Annotated in this window: 14 protein-coding genes; 1 reads left to right on the top strand and 13 read right to left on the bottom strand. The window is 32.3% G+C overall.

Features of this window, described 5'->3' with window-relative positions; genetic code table 11:
* From HMPREF2597_RS06740 to lepA, 8 genes are all read right to left on the bottom strand, one after another.
* Nucleotides 1–753 (bottom strand): 16S rRNA (uracil(1498)-N(3))-methyltransferase, encoded by a 753-nt coding sequence (locus HMPREF2597_RS06740; protein ID WP_002478113.1) that lies wholly within the window; start codon nt 751–753, stop codon nt 1–3.
* Nucleotide 754: 1 nt separating this feature from the next.
* Nucleotides 755–1693: a 50S ribosomal protein L11 methyltransferase gene (gene prmA, locus HMPREF2597_RS06735; protein WP_002478112.1), complete on the bottom strand. Its 939-nt coding sequence runs from the start codon at nt 1691–1693 to the stop codon at nt 755–757.
* A 3-nt stretch (nt 1694–1696) separates the two neighbouring features.
* Nucleotides 1697–2830, bottom strand: a complete 1134-nt coding sequence (gene dnaJ, locus HMPREF2597_RS06730; protein ID WP_002478111.1) for a molecular chaperone DnaJ — start codon at nt 2828–2830, stop codon at nt 1697–1699.
* Nucleotides 2831–3031: 201 nt separating this feature from the next.
* On the bottom strand, nt 3032–4867 hold the full coding sequence (gene dnaK, locus HMPREF2597_RS06725; protein ID WP_002478110.1) for a molecular chaperone DnaK: 1836 nt from the start codon (nt 4865–4867) through the stop codon (nt 3032–3034).
* Between the two features lie 56 nt (nt 4868–4923).
* Complete coding sequence (gene grpE, locus HMPREF2597_RS06720) at nt 4924–5544, bottom strand: nucleotide exchange factor GrpE (protein ID WP_070817247.1); 621 nt, start codon at nt 5542–5544, stop codon at nt 4924–4926.
* Between the two features lie 28 nt (nt 5545–5572).
* Entirely contained in the window at nt 5573–6553 is a 981-nt protein-coding gene (gene hrcA, locus HMPREF2597_RS06715; protein WP_002458977.1) for a heat-inducible transcriptional repressor HrcA, read from the bottom strand.
* Nucleotides 6554–6655: 102 nt separating this feature from the next.
* Nucleotides 6656–7777, bottom strand: coding sequence for a radical SAM family heme chaperone HemW (hemW, locus tag HMPREF2597_RS06710; protein WP_002478108.1), 1122 nt, complete (start codon nt 7775–7777; stop codon nt 6656–6658).
* Nucleotides 7778–7959: 182 nt separating this feature from the next.
* Nucleotides 7960–9783 carry a translation elongation factor 4 gene (gene lepA / locus HMPREF2597_RS06705; RefSeq protein ID WP_002478107.1) on the bottom strand — a complete coding sequence of 608 codons (1824 nt, stop codon included), beginning with the start codon at nt 9781–9783 and terminating at the stop codon, nt 7960–7962.
* Nucleotides 9784–10139: 356 nt separating this feature from the next.
* Here lepA and rpsT point away from each other — a divergent pair, with 356 nt between their 5' ends.
* Nucleotides 10140–10388, top strand: a complete 249-nt coding sequence (rpsT, locus tag HMPREF2597_RS06700; RefSeq protein WP_002458974.1) for a 30S ribosomal protein S20 — start codon at nt 10140–10142, stop codon at nt 10386–10388.
* A gap of 47 nt (nt 10389–10435) precedes the next feature.
* Here the strand turns inward: rpsT and holA are convergent, their stop codons facing one another.
* The 5 genes from holA to HMPREF2597_RS06680 all read right to left on the bottom strand — a co-directional run bounded on the left by holA (nt 10436) and on the right by HMPREF2597_RS06680 (nt 15105).
* A complete protein-coding gene (holA, locus tag HMPREF2597_RS06695; RefSeq protein WP_002478106.1) occupies nt 10436–11410 on the bottom strand; it encodes a DNA polymerase III subunit delta in 975 nt (324 codons plus the stop codon).
* A 66-nt stretch (nt 11411–11476) separates the two neighbouring features.
* Nucleotides 11477–13678, bottom strand: a complete 2202-nt coding sequence (locus HMPREF2597_RS06690; RefSeq protein ID WP_012990829.1) for a DNA internalization-related competence protein ComEC/Rec2 — start codon at nt 13676–13678, stop codon at nt 11477–11479.
* Nucleotides 13679–13683: 5 nt separating this feature from the next.
* Nucleotides 13684–14145 carry a ComE operon protein 2 gene (locus tag HMPREF2597_RS06685; protein ID WP_002458970.1) on the bottom strand — a complete coding sequence of 154 codons (462 nt, stop codon included), beginning with the start codon at nt 14143–14145 and terminating at the stop codon, nt 13684–13686.
* Nucleotides 14146–14447: 302 nt separating this feature from the next.
* A complete protein-coding gene (locus HMPREF2597_RS12905; RefSeq protein ID WP_225307303.1) occupies nt 14448–14684 on the bottom strand; it encodes a ComEA family DNA-binding protein in 237 nt (78 codons plus the stop codon).
* The gene (locus HMPREF2597_RS06680; RefSeq protein WP_225307302.1) at nt 14656–15105 is read right to left on the bottom strand and encodes a P-loop NTPase family protein; all 450 of its coding nucleotides are present in this window, start codon (nt 15103–15105) and stop codon (nt 14656–14658) included. Before HMPREF2597_RS06680 ends, HMPREF2597_RS12905 begins: the two co-directional genes overlap by 29 nt.
* Nucleotides 15106–15157: the final 52 nt, after the last annotated feature.

The following is a 15157-nucleotide window of genomic DNA, read 5'->3' as shown; positions in this document are numbered from 1 at the left end:
TCACCCCAATAATTCATTTTCATAGCTCATTGCACTTAGTGCATACAATGGTGCTGTTTCTGCCCTTAAAATTCTAGGTCCTAAACCTACTGTGTGACTATTATCCTTAAACATCTCGATTTCTGACTCTGTTAACCCACCTTCGGGACCAAATATCATTAAAACGCGATCGTTTGGCTTAAAACATTGTAATAATTGTCTGAAATGGCTTCTTTCATTTTGCTTTGCTTGTTCTTCATATGCAATCAGAATATAGTCATAATGACTTATTTTATCATAAACGGATTTCAAATTCGACATGTACTTTACTGAAGGTATAGTAAGTCGATAACTTTGCTCGGCAGCTTCTTTGACAATTTTTTGCCATCTATCAATTTTCTTCATAGCTTTTGTTTGATTTAGTTTCACAACCGAGCGCGCCATATCTACTGCCCAAAACTCATTGGCACCTAGCTCTGTAGCTTTTTGAAGCATCCACTCATACTTATCTGCCTTAATGAGCCCACTACAAATTGTTACATACAGAGGTAATTCAGTATGTATGTCTAATTTGACTTTCGGCATTATTTGAATATATTCATCATTAATATCTGTAATTTCACACTCGAATACGCTTTGATTTTGGAATGTAATAATGATATGATCTCCAACACAATTGCGCATAACATTAATAATATGATGACGGTCATTTTTATCTCGAATAAAAAAACGCTGACCGTCATCAGCGTTTTCGTTAATAAAGTATCGTTGCAACTTATTCACTCACTTTCTGACCAACAAGGCATACCCATCCATTATTTTGTTCAATTGAAATGATATCAAAGCCAACCTGTTTCATGTGTGCTTCTATTTCTAAATGTTTTTCAGTGATAATACCAGACGTTATAAAATAACCATCTTCATTTAATGTATTATAAGCATCTTCTATCATTTCATCAATAATATGAGCTAAAATATTTGCAATGACTACATCGTATTTTTTAGTTTCATCTTTGAGTAAATTACCAGTGTTTGCTTCAATAACAGCTTCACAGTGATTCTTTTTAAAGTTCTCTATTGCTACTTTAATTGCCATATCATCAATATCTATCGCTTTGATGTGCCGTACACCTAATAAATGGCATGCAATACTCAAGATTCCAGATCCAGTTCCGACATCAATGACATTTTTGTCAGAGGAAACGTATTTCTCTATAGCGTGTAAGCACATACTTGTCGTTGGGTGATCACCCGTACCAAAAGCCATACCAGGATCTAATTCAATACAGAGTTCCTCGTTACTATCTTTGGTATAGGTTTCCCAACTGGGTACAATTGTAAATCGTTTCGAAGCTCTAAAAGGATGGAAATAGTTTTTCCATTCATTCTCCCAATCTTCTTCAGCCACAGGTTGCGTATTATAAGTAAAAACTGTGGTATCTAATTCGGTTAAATTTAAAATTTCTTTTTTTATTTGTGTTGCTAAAGACTTTGTAAATTTAATTTCGTTAAAATAGGCCTTCAAACGGACGCCAAATTCAGGATAATCTTCAGATTTTAATTCATAAATTTCACCGTATTTATCGGCAGGTGGTTGTATCAAGTCATGAGAATCTTCAATAACAACACCATTTGAACCGAAATTTTCTAAAATGTTAGTGACTAAAGGTTCTACTTCATGGTTAACTACGATTGAGAGCTCTACCCAATTCATTGCTTATTCACCTCTGAAAAATTTACGTGCTTTATCTTTAAAATTAGAATGTTGTTCTTTAATTTCTTCTCCACTAACTTCAGCAAATTCTCGCATTAATTCTTTTTGTTTTTCATTTAATTTTGTTGGTGTTACAACTTTAATATTAACGAATAAGTCGCCATAACCGTAGCCATGAACATTTTTAATACCTTTATCTTTAAGTCTAAATTGTTTACCCGTTTGTGTACCTGAAGGAATAGTTAACATGACATTGCCTTTTAACGTTGGTACTTTTATTTCATCTCCAAGGGCAGCTTGTGGGAAACTAATGTTCAAGTTGTAATAAATGTCGTCGCCATCACGTTCAAATTTCTTAGAAGGACGAACACGGAAAACAACATATAAATCACCGTTAGGGCCACCGTTCTCACCTGGAGAACCTTCACCACCTAAGCGAATTTGTTGTTCGTTGTCAACGCCTTCAGGCACGTTAACTTCTAGTTTAACTACTTTGTTTTCAGTACCTTTACCATGACATGTTGGACATGGTTCTTCAAATTCTTGACCAGTACCTTGACATTTAGGGCAAGTTTGTTCAGTTCTTACACGACCAAGTATAGTATTTTGTTCAACAGAAGTACGGCCTGATCCCTTACAGTAACTACATGTTTTTTTGCTGGTTCCTGGTTTAGCACCTTCACCATTACATGTATGACATTTTACATCTTTTCTAATAGATATCTCTTTTGTTGCACCAAATACTGCTTCTTCAAAATCAATAGTCATTGTATATTGTAAATCATCGCCTTTACGTGGGGCGTTAGGATCTCGTTGTCTAGATCCTCCAAAGAAAGAACTGAAGATATCCTCGAAACCACCGCCGAAGCCACTGAAATCTTGACCACCAAATCCTTGGTTGCCGAAACCTCCTTGAGGACCACTATGGCCAAATTGATCATAATTAGCTCGTTTATTATCATCACTTAAAATTTCATAGGCCTCAGAAATTTCTTTGAATTTTTCATCTGCACCTTCTTCTTTGTTGATATCAGGATGATATTTTTTTGATAATTTTCGGTATGCTTTTTTTATTTCATCTTTTGAGGCATCTTTGCTGACACCTAATACTTCATAGTAATCTCTTTTATTGGCCAATTCATCTCGCTCCTTTTAATTGATAAATTTTTAAGCACTTACTACTGTTTAATGCTGTTTGAGAGGCGAATGTCATTTAAACTAACATGTTAAATAAAAAGTCAAAGCCAATGCTCAATTGACTTTGACTTTTTGGCTGTCAGTTTATATATAGTCTTACTATTTAAAATGGTATATGACTTATTTATAAACGATTAGCTATTATTTTTTATCTTCGTCATCTTTAACTTCTTTAAATTCAGCATCTTCAACAGTGCTATCGTTTTGTTGGTTACCTTCAGCACCTTGAGCTTGTTGCGCTTGTTGTTGTGCTTGTTGATAAACTTTAGCAGATAATTCTTGAACTACTTTTTCAAGTTCTTCTTTTTTAGCTTTAATGTCATCAATGTCTTGACCTTCTAATGCAGATTTAAGAGCATCTTTTTTCTCTTCTGCATTTTTCTTATCATCTTCGCTAATATTGTCGCCTAAGTCTTTAATTGTTTTTTCAACTTGGAATACTAAACTATCAGCTTCATTTCTTAAGTCAACTTCTTCACGACGTTTTTTATCTGCTTCAGCATTTTCTTCAGCATCTTTTACCATACGATCAATTTCTTCATCAGATAAAGAAGAGCTAGATTGGATTGTAATATTTTGTTCTTTATTAGTACCTAAGTCTTTAGCAGTTACGTTAACAATACCATTTTTATCGATATCAAATGTAACTTCGATTTGAGGTATGCCACGTGGAGCTGGTGGAATATCAGTTAATTGGAATCTGCCAAGTGTTTTGTTGTCAGAAGCCATAGGACGTTCACCTTGTAACACATGAATATCAACTGATGGTTGGTTATCAGCAGCAGTTGAATAAACTTGTGATTTAGATGTTGGGATTGTAGTATTACGTTCAATTAACGTATTCATACGACCGCCCATGATTTCGATACCTAATGATAATGGCGTTACATCTAATAATACAACGTCTTTAACATCACCAGTGATAACACCACCTTGAATAGCAGCACCCATCGCTACGACTTCGTCAGGATTTACACCTTTATGTGGTTCTTTACCGATTTCTTTTTTAACTGCTTCTTGTACAGCTGGAATACGTGTTGAGCCACCTACTAAGATAACTTCATCAATTTCTGATGTTGATAAGCCAGCATCTTTTAACGCTTGACGTGTTGGTTCCATAGTACGTTTAATTAATGAATCAGCTAATTCTTCAAATTTAGAACGAGTTAAGCTAATTTCTAAGTGTAATGGACCATTTGCTCCAGCAGAGATGAATGGTAATGAAATTTGGGTTTGTGATACACCTGATAAATCTTTTTTAGCTTTTTCAGCTGCATCTTTAAGACGTTGTAATGCCATTTTATCTTGAGACAAATCGACACCGTTTTCTTTTTTAAATTCAGATACTAAATAATCGATAATGACTTGGTCAAAGTCGTCACCACCAAGTTTATTGTCACCAGCAGTTGAAAGTACTTCGAATACACCGTCACCTAATTCAAGAATAGAAACGTCAAATGTACCGCCACCTAAGTCGAATACTAATACTTTTTGATCTTTTTCAGTTTTATCTAAGCCATAAGCTAATGCTGCAGCTGTAGGTTCATTGATGATACGTTCTACTTCTAAGCCAGCGATTTTACCAGCATCTTTAGTAGCTTGACGTTCACTATCATTGAAGTATGCTGGAACAGTAATTACTGCTTTATCAACTTTTTCTCCTAAATAACTTTCAGCCGTATTTTTTAAGTTTTGTAAAATCATAGCTGAAATTTCTTGAGGTGTGTATGATTTTCCTTCAATATCTACTTTATAATCTGAACCCATGTGACGTTTAATTGATTGAACAGTGTTTGGGTTAGTGATTGCTTGACGTTTTGCAACTTCACCAACTTGTGTTTCACCGTTTTTAAATGCAACAACAGATGGTGTTGTGCGGGCACCTTCAGGATTTTGAATTACTTTAGGCTCGTCACCTTCTAAAATAGCGACACATGAATTTGTTGTACCTAAGTCGATTCCAATTACTTTACTCATAATAAAATTCCTCCAATGTTCGTTTTGTAATATATTTGGTTATTTTCGTCAACGTTTTATTGATTTACTTTAACCATTGATGGTCTTAATACGCGATCTTTCAATTTGTACCCCTTTTGCAGTTCTTGAGTAATTTCACCAGATTCATAATCTGGATTATCATCTTGAACTACAGCTTGGTGCACATTAGGATCAAATGTTTGACCTTCAGTTTCAATCACTTCAAGACCATTGTCTTTTAAAGCTCTTAATAAGCTTTCATGAACCATTTGAACACCTTTTTGCAGCGATTTAAATGATTCATCATTACCTTCAATTTGTAATGCACGTTCAATGTTATCAATCGTAGGTAAAATATCGGTTAACACGCTTTGAGCTTTGTATGCACGATTTGTTTCATTTTCTTTTTGAATACGACGTTTATAATTTTCAAACTCTGCATATAATCTCAAATATTTTTCTTCATTATCATTAGCTAATTGTTCTAGCTCGTTAATTTTTTCTTCTTGTGGATCAATTTTTTCAGATTCATTGTTTGCTTCTTCTGGTTGATTCTGTTCTGAACTTTGATCAGCTTGACTTGCTTCATCGTCAGTTTCCGTAGCATTAACAGTGTGATCTGTTTGTTCTACTTCTTCAGCATTATTTTGTTTCACTGATTCTTTTTCTTCTGCCATTTTCTGCCCTCCGAAATAATCCAAATTACTACCAAATTCTACTGAGTAATTGAATTACATTTTGATAATGCATTGCTGTTGGTCCAATAACAGCAATCTGACCTTTGAGCGAATCATCGAAGTGATAGTCACTTGCAATAATTGAAATATCGCTCAGATTTGCGTCAATCTCCTTGCCAATTTTGACATCTACTTGAGAGTTTGCAAAATCATCTAAAAGTTCCATAATTCGATTTGATTCAATATATTGTAGAATAGGTTGAATTGATGAAACATTCGTTTCATTTAACGCATTGATTAGTTTAACCTTTCCACCCATGTAAATGCTATTACTTTGTTTATGAATATGTTGCCTCATCATTGTTATGACTTTAATAATAAAGTTCTTTTCGCTATCTGACTGCGAAAATCGGTTTAACTCGGCCATTAAATTAAAAGTGCGCTGGCGATTAAAATAATCACTAATAAAACTTGAAATTTGAACCAATCGAGCACTAGATAATTTATCTTTAGTTGCAATATGAACATTTTCTACATGACCTGATGAAAAAATCATAATAAGAATAACAAGTAATGGGTTAGCTTGAATCAAATGAACTTTATTTAGTACATCCAGTTTGTGATTTGGACGAATAACCAAAGTTGCGTATTGAGATTCAGTTGACAACTCATTTGCAAAATAACTCAATGCCGATGAAATATCGTAGTGATTTTCAATCAACAATTGATGAAAACGTTGTTCTTTTTTAAACGTTTGATGAGATGTATCTTCTAATAATTGATTAACATAAAATCTAAAACCTTCTTCAGATGGAATACGTCCAGATGAGGTATGTGTCTTCTCAATGAAGTTTAAATCCTCTAAAAATTTCATTTCATTTCTAATGGTTGCCGGACTAACATCAAGATGATGATTTTCAATTAAGGTTTTAGAACCAATTGGTTGTCCAAAATCAACATAATCTTCAACAATCGCATTTAAAATGCTTAATTGTCTATCAGTAATCATGTTTCCACCTCATTAGCACTCTTTTCTTCCAAGTGCTAATTATAATTTATCAAATTGGTCAAAGTAAGTCAATGTTAAAGGCTTGGATTTGTAAAAAAATTTTTAGCTTAATAAAAATGCTTCAAATACTTCATTACCAATGACTTTTCCGCGTTCAGTTAATGCGAGATAGTTACTATTTTGTTTAATTAATTCCTTTTGACTTAAATCATGAATTGTTTGACCAAAGACTTGATAAATGGATTGGTCAAATTTTTGTTTGAAACGGATAATATTAACGCCCTTATTCATTCTTAAACCTAAAAACATTTCTTCTTCCATTTGTTCTTTGATTGTAGGTATTGTGAAAGATAACATTGGAGGTTTATCAGCTTGTACTGCTTTGATATAGTGATTTACTGGATTAACATTGGTATATCTTTTGCCATTTACATAGCCACTTGCGCCGGCGCCAAAACCATAGTATTCCTCGTTTTTCCAATAGGTCATATTGTGCGTAGAAGCATGACCTTTTTCAGCAAAGTTCGATATTTCATATTGCTGAAACTTTGAGTGATTTAAACGATGCATTAAATACTGATACATATCAGCGCCTAAATCTTCATTTGGTAATTTTAGTTTTCCCTTACGATATAAGTTATAAAATTGAGTTTTTGGTTCTAAAATCAAACCATAACTCGAGATATGATTTATATCCATACTAAGCGCTCGTTCTATACTATCTTTAAAGTCGTCTAAAGTTTGTTGTGGCAGATGATACATTAAGTCTAAACTTATGGAAGAAATGTCCGCCTTGTTTGCATAGTCAACAGCTTGATAGATGTCTTGTGTATTATGTGTACGTCCTAAAATTGTTAATAGTTCAGGTTTAAATGTTTGTACGCCCATTGAAATGCGATTTACGCCGTAATCTTTTAGTAATTTAACTTTTTGAAAGGTTAATTCATCGGGATTAGCTTCGAACGTATATTCACCTGAAATTGTAAATAACTTATTAATCGCTTTTAATAACTTTTCTAACTGTTTAATATTTAAGGCAGTTGGAGTTCCGCCACCAACATACATTGTTTCAATATTTGGATTAAGTCTTGTATGCATTTCCTTTATTAAAGCATCTAAATAGTCATCAACTGGCTGTTTTGCTATAAAATATTTATTAAAATCACAGTAGGTGCAAATTCTTACGCAAAATGGGATATGGATATAAGCACTATTTATTGTCATTTTGCCACCTTCTCTACTTTATCATAGTAATCAAACGAAATAGAGGCTAAGACAAAAAACATCTATTGCTAAAGCTAATAACGTTATTACTTCAGTTCAATTGAAGACCACGTTAGCGTCGAATGTGGAAACGTTATTTAACTTTAAACGTATGTGTTCTTGTATCTTGACCTCTATTTTCATTATTCATCATCCATTTTTAAGACGGCTAGGAAAGCATCTTGTGGTATTTCAACATTACCCACTGCTTTCATTTTAGCTTTACCTGCTTTTTGTTTTTCTAATAATTTACGCTTACGGCTAATGTCCCCGCCATAACATTTGGATAACACATTTTTACCCATAGATTTAATGTTCGTACGCGCAATAATTTTTTGACCGATTGCAGCTTGTACAGGGACTTCAAATTGCTGTCTAGGGATTAATGTTTTCAACTTTTCAACTAGAGCTTTACCTCGCTCATAAGCAAAGTCTCGATGGACAATAAAGCTTAATGCATCAACCTTATCACCGTTGAGTAAAATATCCATTTTAACAAGGTTGCTTTCTTTGTTTTCAATGAATTCATAATCGAAAGAAGCGTAGCCTTTTGTATTAGACTTTAATTGGTCAAAGAAATCGAATACTACTTCTGATAATGGTATTTCATACACGATATTAACGCGAATATCGTCTAAATAATCCATATTAATAAATTGTCCACGTTTCCGTTGACACAGCTCCATTACAGCACCTACATAGTCATTTGGTACCATCATCGTGGCTCTTACATAGGGTTCGTATATACTTTCAATACGATCACGTTCAGGCATTTGTGCTGGGTTATCTACAGTCACTTTAGAACCATCTTTCATCAAACATTGATAGATTACTGAAGGTGCAGTGGCAATTAATTCTATGCCAAATTCGCGTTCTATACGTTCTTGAATGATTTCCATATGCAACATACCTAAAAAGCCAGTACGATATCCAAATCCTAATGCTTGAGATGATTCTGGTTCAAACTCTAATGACGCATCATTTAACTGCAATTTTTCTAAAGCTTCACGTAAATCGTTGTAATCTCTATTATCTATTGGGAACAATCCACAATAAACCATAGGATTCATTTTTTTATACCCTTTTAATGGTTGTTCGGCTGGATTATTTGCAAGCGTAATGGTATCACCCACACGAGAATCATCTACGTTTTTAATCGACGCAATGATATAACCGACATCGCCAACTGTTAATTCTTCAATCGGTAATTGTTTAGGTGTGTTAATTCCAACTTCGGTAACTTCAAATTCCTTGCCAGTTGCCATCATTTTAATACGGTCTCCAGCTTTTACAACACCGTCAATCACACGAATAGACGAAATAACTCCGCGGTATGGATCATATTCAGAATCAAAAATAAGTGCTTTTAATGGTGCTTCTGGATCGCCATCTGGTGGTGGTATGACGTCTACAATTTTTTCTAATATATCTTCGATTCCAATGTTTGATTTTGCACTTGCTAAAACAACATCGTCCTTATCTAAACCAATAACATCTTCTAATTCTTGTTTCACACGTTCAGGTTCCGCGGCAGGTAAATCAATTTTATTTACTACTGGCAATAATTCTAAATCATTGTCTAAAGCAAGATAGACATTGGCCAAAGTTTGTGCTTCAATTCCTTGAGCTGCGTCTACAACTAAAATTGCACCTTCGCATGCTGCAAGTGAACGAGAAACTTCATATGTGAAATCGACATGTCCTGGTGTATCAATAAGATGGAAAGTATAAGTCTGTCCATCTTTAGCATCATATTTTAACCGTACAGCATTTAATTTAATTGTGATACCACGTTCTCTTTCTAAATCCATAGAATCTAATAATTGGTCTTGCATATCACGAGATTCAACAGATTTAGTATTTTCTAATATTCTGTCTGCTAACGTAGATTTGCCGTGATCTATATGTGCGATAATAGAGAAATTTCGGATGTTTTCCCTTCTATCATAGCGATTTTGCTTATCCATTATATTAATCCTTCTCACTTTCATAAATTTAACCCTTATATGTATACATCTTTGACATAATAACGTTTTTAACATTCATTTGCAAATATGTCTTTTCAGAAATTGAAATGCTTCAATTTTAAAGGTCATGCAATTGATCGATAAATATATGAGCTCAAGTAATTTTTATCATTTTTATTTATAGTATAATTATAAAGTGTTCTATTACGCATTCCAATATAAATAAGTAAAATATCTGTTTTAATTCCGCAAGGGTCAATTAATGATTGCACAAACATAGTAGTTTTGATAAAATATTTCTTGTTGCAATCAAATATAATTTGATAAGATAACTTCACTTTTAGGAGGTGACAGTAATGCCAAACATCAAATCTGCAGTTAAACGTGTGAAAACAACTCAAACAGCTGAAGAACGTAATATTTCTCAAAAAAATGCGATGCGTACAGCAGTAAAAAATGCTAAAGCAGCTATTGCTTCAAATGCTGACAACAAAGCAGAATTAGTTAATTTTGCAATTAAATTAGTTGATAAATCTGCTCAAAGTAATTTAATCCACTCAAACAAAGCTGATCGAATTAAATCTCAACTCATGAGTGCAAAGTAAATATTAAATTAACAGTCTGGATATCATTTCCAGACTGTTTTTTATTTTTAAATAGAAAGAATAAATAACTCTAGTATAAGTTGTTTATCCATATATGAAGATTTAAGCTTATAGTCAGTTTCAGCACAAGCATTAATAATATCCAAAATATCATTCAATTGATAGTGTCGTATTTGTCCTAATGCTAATTTAACGCGATATGGATGTGCATTCACCGTTTTGGCAATTTGCTGTGCGCTATATCCTTTTTGGCTTAATATTTTACATTGATAATAAAGACGGTAGTTACTAGTAATTAATGCGAGTAATTTAATTGGTTCTTCTTTCATAATAATTAAATCTTTAACTAAATTTATTGCTTTTTGTTTTTGATTCTTTTGAATGTATTCAGTGAGCAAAAAGACATTCTGTTCTAAACTACGATTGATAATCATGCTGACATCCTGTTTATTGATTGTTGGTCTATCCCCTATGAACAACATTAGCTTTTCCAACTCTTGTTGCACAATGTTAAAATTAATTCCTGTCAATTCAATAAATAGATTTAAAGCATCTTGTTTAATGTCTTTATAATTTTCGTGTAATTGTTGCTGAATCCAATTTTTTATATCTTCTTCTGACATTTGTTCAATTTTTTTAATTTGTCCATGCTTTTTAAGCGCTTTTGTTAACTTTTTTCGTTCATCTAATTTGTTTTGATATACTTCAAAAATAATAAGATTGTCACCATCATATTTATCAATAAATTCTAATAATTTATCAGTGTTTGTTGATAAATCTTTTGGAACTTTTTCTCCTGTAAATACATAAGCATTTTTAACTAAGATAGCCTTTTTTTCTGAAAAGAAAGGTAATGTCAGTGTTTCTTCAATAATAGTCGATATATCATGTTCGTATAAATTAAATTTCACAAAATTAAAATCATCTCTTTCTTGTTGTAGATATGTTTGAATGATTTCTAAGCTTTGTTTTTCCACTAATTCTGGAACATCACCATAGACGGCAATTAAGTTTTGAGGCATGCTTATAACTCCTTATTCATTTATGTAAGGTATCTTATAATTATAGCATTGATATATCTTTTAGCTCTAGTGATTACCATGATTTAATTTTATCGTTAATTTGGAATCAAGTGACACACTGATTTCGCCTTTATCTTGAGTATTAAATAATTTACTGTGTATAGATAAGAATTTATGAATAGTTTCTATAGATGGATGATGATATTTGTTATGTTTACCGCTAGAAATAATACTTATTTTAGGTTGAATTTGTTTTAAAAATATCATAGAGCTACTCGTTTTGCTGCCATGATGCCCTACTTTCAAAATATCTATGTGAGGTAAATGGTACTTTTTCATAAGTATTTTTTCATTACGTTGACTAGCGTCGCCCATTAGCAATATCGTTTTGTAATGGTATTTGATTAATAAAACAATAGACTGTTCGTTTTTATCTTGACTGTCATAAATATAACTTCTCAAAAATTGAATTGTTGAATCATCAAAGTGCATAGTGTTGATATGATCAGCATTAATCAGTATTATATTGTATTTTGAACACCATTTTTTTATCACATTTAATTGAGAAATAGGAAAGCTTTTACTATTTATTACTAGTTGTTTGATTCTAATATGCTGCATAAGATAAGTTAATTCACCCATATGATCAATGTGTGGATGTGTAATAATGACTTCATCTAATTTGGATACGCCACGTTTTTTTAATGATGGGATAATATGATATTTGGCAATATTATGTGTAATTGTAGAATGATTTTGTGCTGTTTTTCCCCCTGTATCGATAAGTATATTATGATTTCTTGATGTTTGATACAGCAAGCTATCACCTTGGCCAACGTCAAAGCTAGTTAATGTAGGTACGTGACTATGTGCAGTATAGCTTACAATGATTAAACTTAAAATTATAAGTGCTAAAGACTGAATATACTTTTTGTGAATGAAAATGATGAAACTTAAAATCACTAAGATACTTAAAAACATTATAGTCATATTACTTAATTGTGGAATGTTCCATTGGTAATTATTTAGTTTTAAAAAGAAATATACTAATTGGTCATGTAAAGCAAATAAATAATCGATGATGAAATTTAATAATTTAATATTTATGAAAATGTGAGAGATTAAAAAGAAAAATAGAGTTAAAGGAAAATAAATAAAGGAATATAGAGGTACGAAAATTAAGTTTGTCAAAATGCCAATCCATTGAACTTGGTTAAAATGGTAAATTTGTATAAGTAATGCGCCTAACTGTGCAATATATGTGATTACAAAAAAGGCCTTTAATCTTGACAGATGATGAATTGATGGCTGTGCTAATATAAGAAAAAGCGAAATTAAGAAAGAAAATTGGAATCCGATATCATATAAAAAATCAGGTTGTACGATAAGGAGTAATAAAAAGACGAAAGCTAATATATTTAGGCCTGATAGTGAGGTCCTTTTTGGCTTAAATAATATAATTATCATAGCAATAATTGATCTTAGTGCACTTGGTGCAAACTGAGTTTCAACAGCAAAAATAACTAAAATGCAGACACAAAGTAATTTAATAGTAATAAGTGGTGTATTCCATCTTACTAGCGATTGGTAAATAATCAATGTGATTACAGCAACATGAGAGCCACTCACAGCTAAAAGATGATATATACCTATGTCCTTAACAGCGTCTTTTATAGTACTGTTTAATTGAGAAGTATCTCCAGTTATTAAGGCGATAATGCGGTATGGATATTTTGTACCTGAATGAACAATCTGATTATTAATAAAATCAATGTGACGTTGAATCAAATTAGGATTTGAATTTATTTTACAGTTTTTAAAATCTATGCTTTTTACTACAAGAAGGGCATTTTGAGATTCTGAATGAGTAAGATTGCCGTTTATTTTGCAAGTGTAATGTTTTAACTTGTGAATATACTTACCTTTATCTTGTTTTTTAATATAGTAAATATAATTATATTCTCGATTATAGACTATAAGATGTCCTTTAATAAAATCGTTATTTTGGACAATGGCTGATGTGACATGAGCAAATGCTGAGATTTGCTCATGATGTTTATTAAAAATCTCCTGCTCTTTGATTGAATTGTTAAGGTTGCTATAGATATTGTAGCTTAATATTGAAATGAAAATTGAAAGCACAAAACAAATAAGTGTTAACCTTTTAATAGCAACAAAATAAAGTAAGCATACAAAAATTAATAGTGAAATATAAAAATTAGAATACCAAAGTGCTCCGGCAAGAAATGCTAATGCAATATAAAACACTTAAATCACGACTGTGTTAAATATTTTGCTACATATTCAGCAGAAAATGGAATCTTTTTGTATGTAATACCAGATTGATCCAATAAACGTATTGCATATTCATGGTTATGATAATCTTGAGCATAATAAATTGTTGTAATACCTGCTTGAATAATTGACTTTGTACAATTTAAGCAAGGAAAATGAGTAACATAAATCGTTGCCCCTTCAGTTGATACACCTTGTTTCGCACACTGTAATAACGCGTTCATTTCTGCATGAATTGTACGTATACAATGACCATCTTCAATTAAACAGCCTTCATCAATACAGTGAACCTCTCCAGCTACTGAGCCGTTATATCCACCAGCAATAATACGATTATCTTTCACAATCGTTGCTCCTACAGATAAACGTTGACAAGTTGAACGTAATGCTAACAAATGGCTTTGAGCCATAAAGTATTCTTCCCATTTTATTCTTTCCATTTTTTACCTCCGTGATGTACTTTACTAAGTTCTATGGTTTTAGTATATATGTTGTTTATTATTTTTCAATCTTTTTTAGACCGTAGTCAAGCGTTATCACTCCACGTTTGCTAGTGTGTACCTTGCTCATTTACGCAAAGTAAGCTCGCTATGTTACGCCCGTTGCGCACTCGATTGAAAAACGCTTTCTAACAGTCTAAACCTCGTAATTAAGAAAACAAATTGTCATACATAACAGGGGCTATAGTCAAGCGTTATCACTCCACGCTTGCTAGTGTGTGCCCTAATTATTATAGAAAAATTTAAACAGTAAAGTATTGCTTTAATTTTTCAAATGTTTTTTCACCAATACCTTTTATTTTTTTTAATTCATCAACACTGGTAAATTGGCCGTGCTGTTCTTTGTAATTTAAAATTTCTTTTGCTTTTGAAGGACCGATACCAGGAACTTTTGTAAGTGATGCTTCATTAGCAGTATTTAAATTGATTTGACTTTGCCCTTGAATAGTTTCATTTGAGTTTGTTGGTTGTTGATACATATTGCTCATTTTTGGTCGGTATATAAATCATCTTTTGGTCAACAAGCTTTTCTGACAGATTTATATGTGAAATATCTGCGTTTGATTTTAACTTTGCTTTTTTGATTAAATCATTTACTCTTGCTGTTGACGGCATTTCATAAACATCTGGGTGTTCTACAGCCCCCTTCAAATCGACAAAAACTGTTCCCTTTTGTGAATCTGATGCTTTTCCTTTCTGATCTTTAGACTCTTTTACATTAGAATTTTGTTGTTGATCGTTATCTATCAATGCAGCACCGTCATTATCCATGTTTGCAGAAGGCTGATGCATCTGAAATACAAAATAACCTATCAATAGTATTATGCAAGCTAGCGCAATTAAAAAATAATATTTCCATCTAGTAAATATGTTTATCAACTGTTGCTTCCATTGAAACAAAAAACTCACCTCTCTAAAGATATAAACGATAGAAAGCGTGAGTTTACTTGAG

The organism is Staphylococcus sp. HMSC063A07, assembly GCF_001836955.1.
Lineage (GTDB): Bacteria > Bacillota > Bacilli > Staphylococcales > Staphylococcaceae > Staphylococcus > Staphylococcus lugdunensis.
The sequence above is the reverse complement of the archived record's forward strand: the minus strand, read 5'-3'. Positions and strand labels throughout refer to the sequence as shown.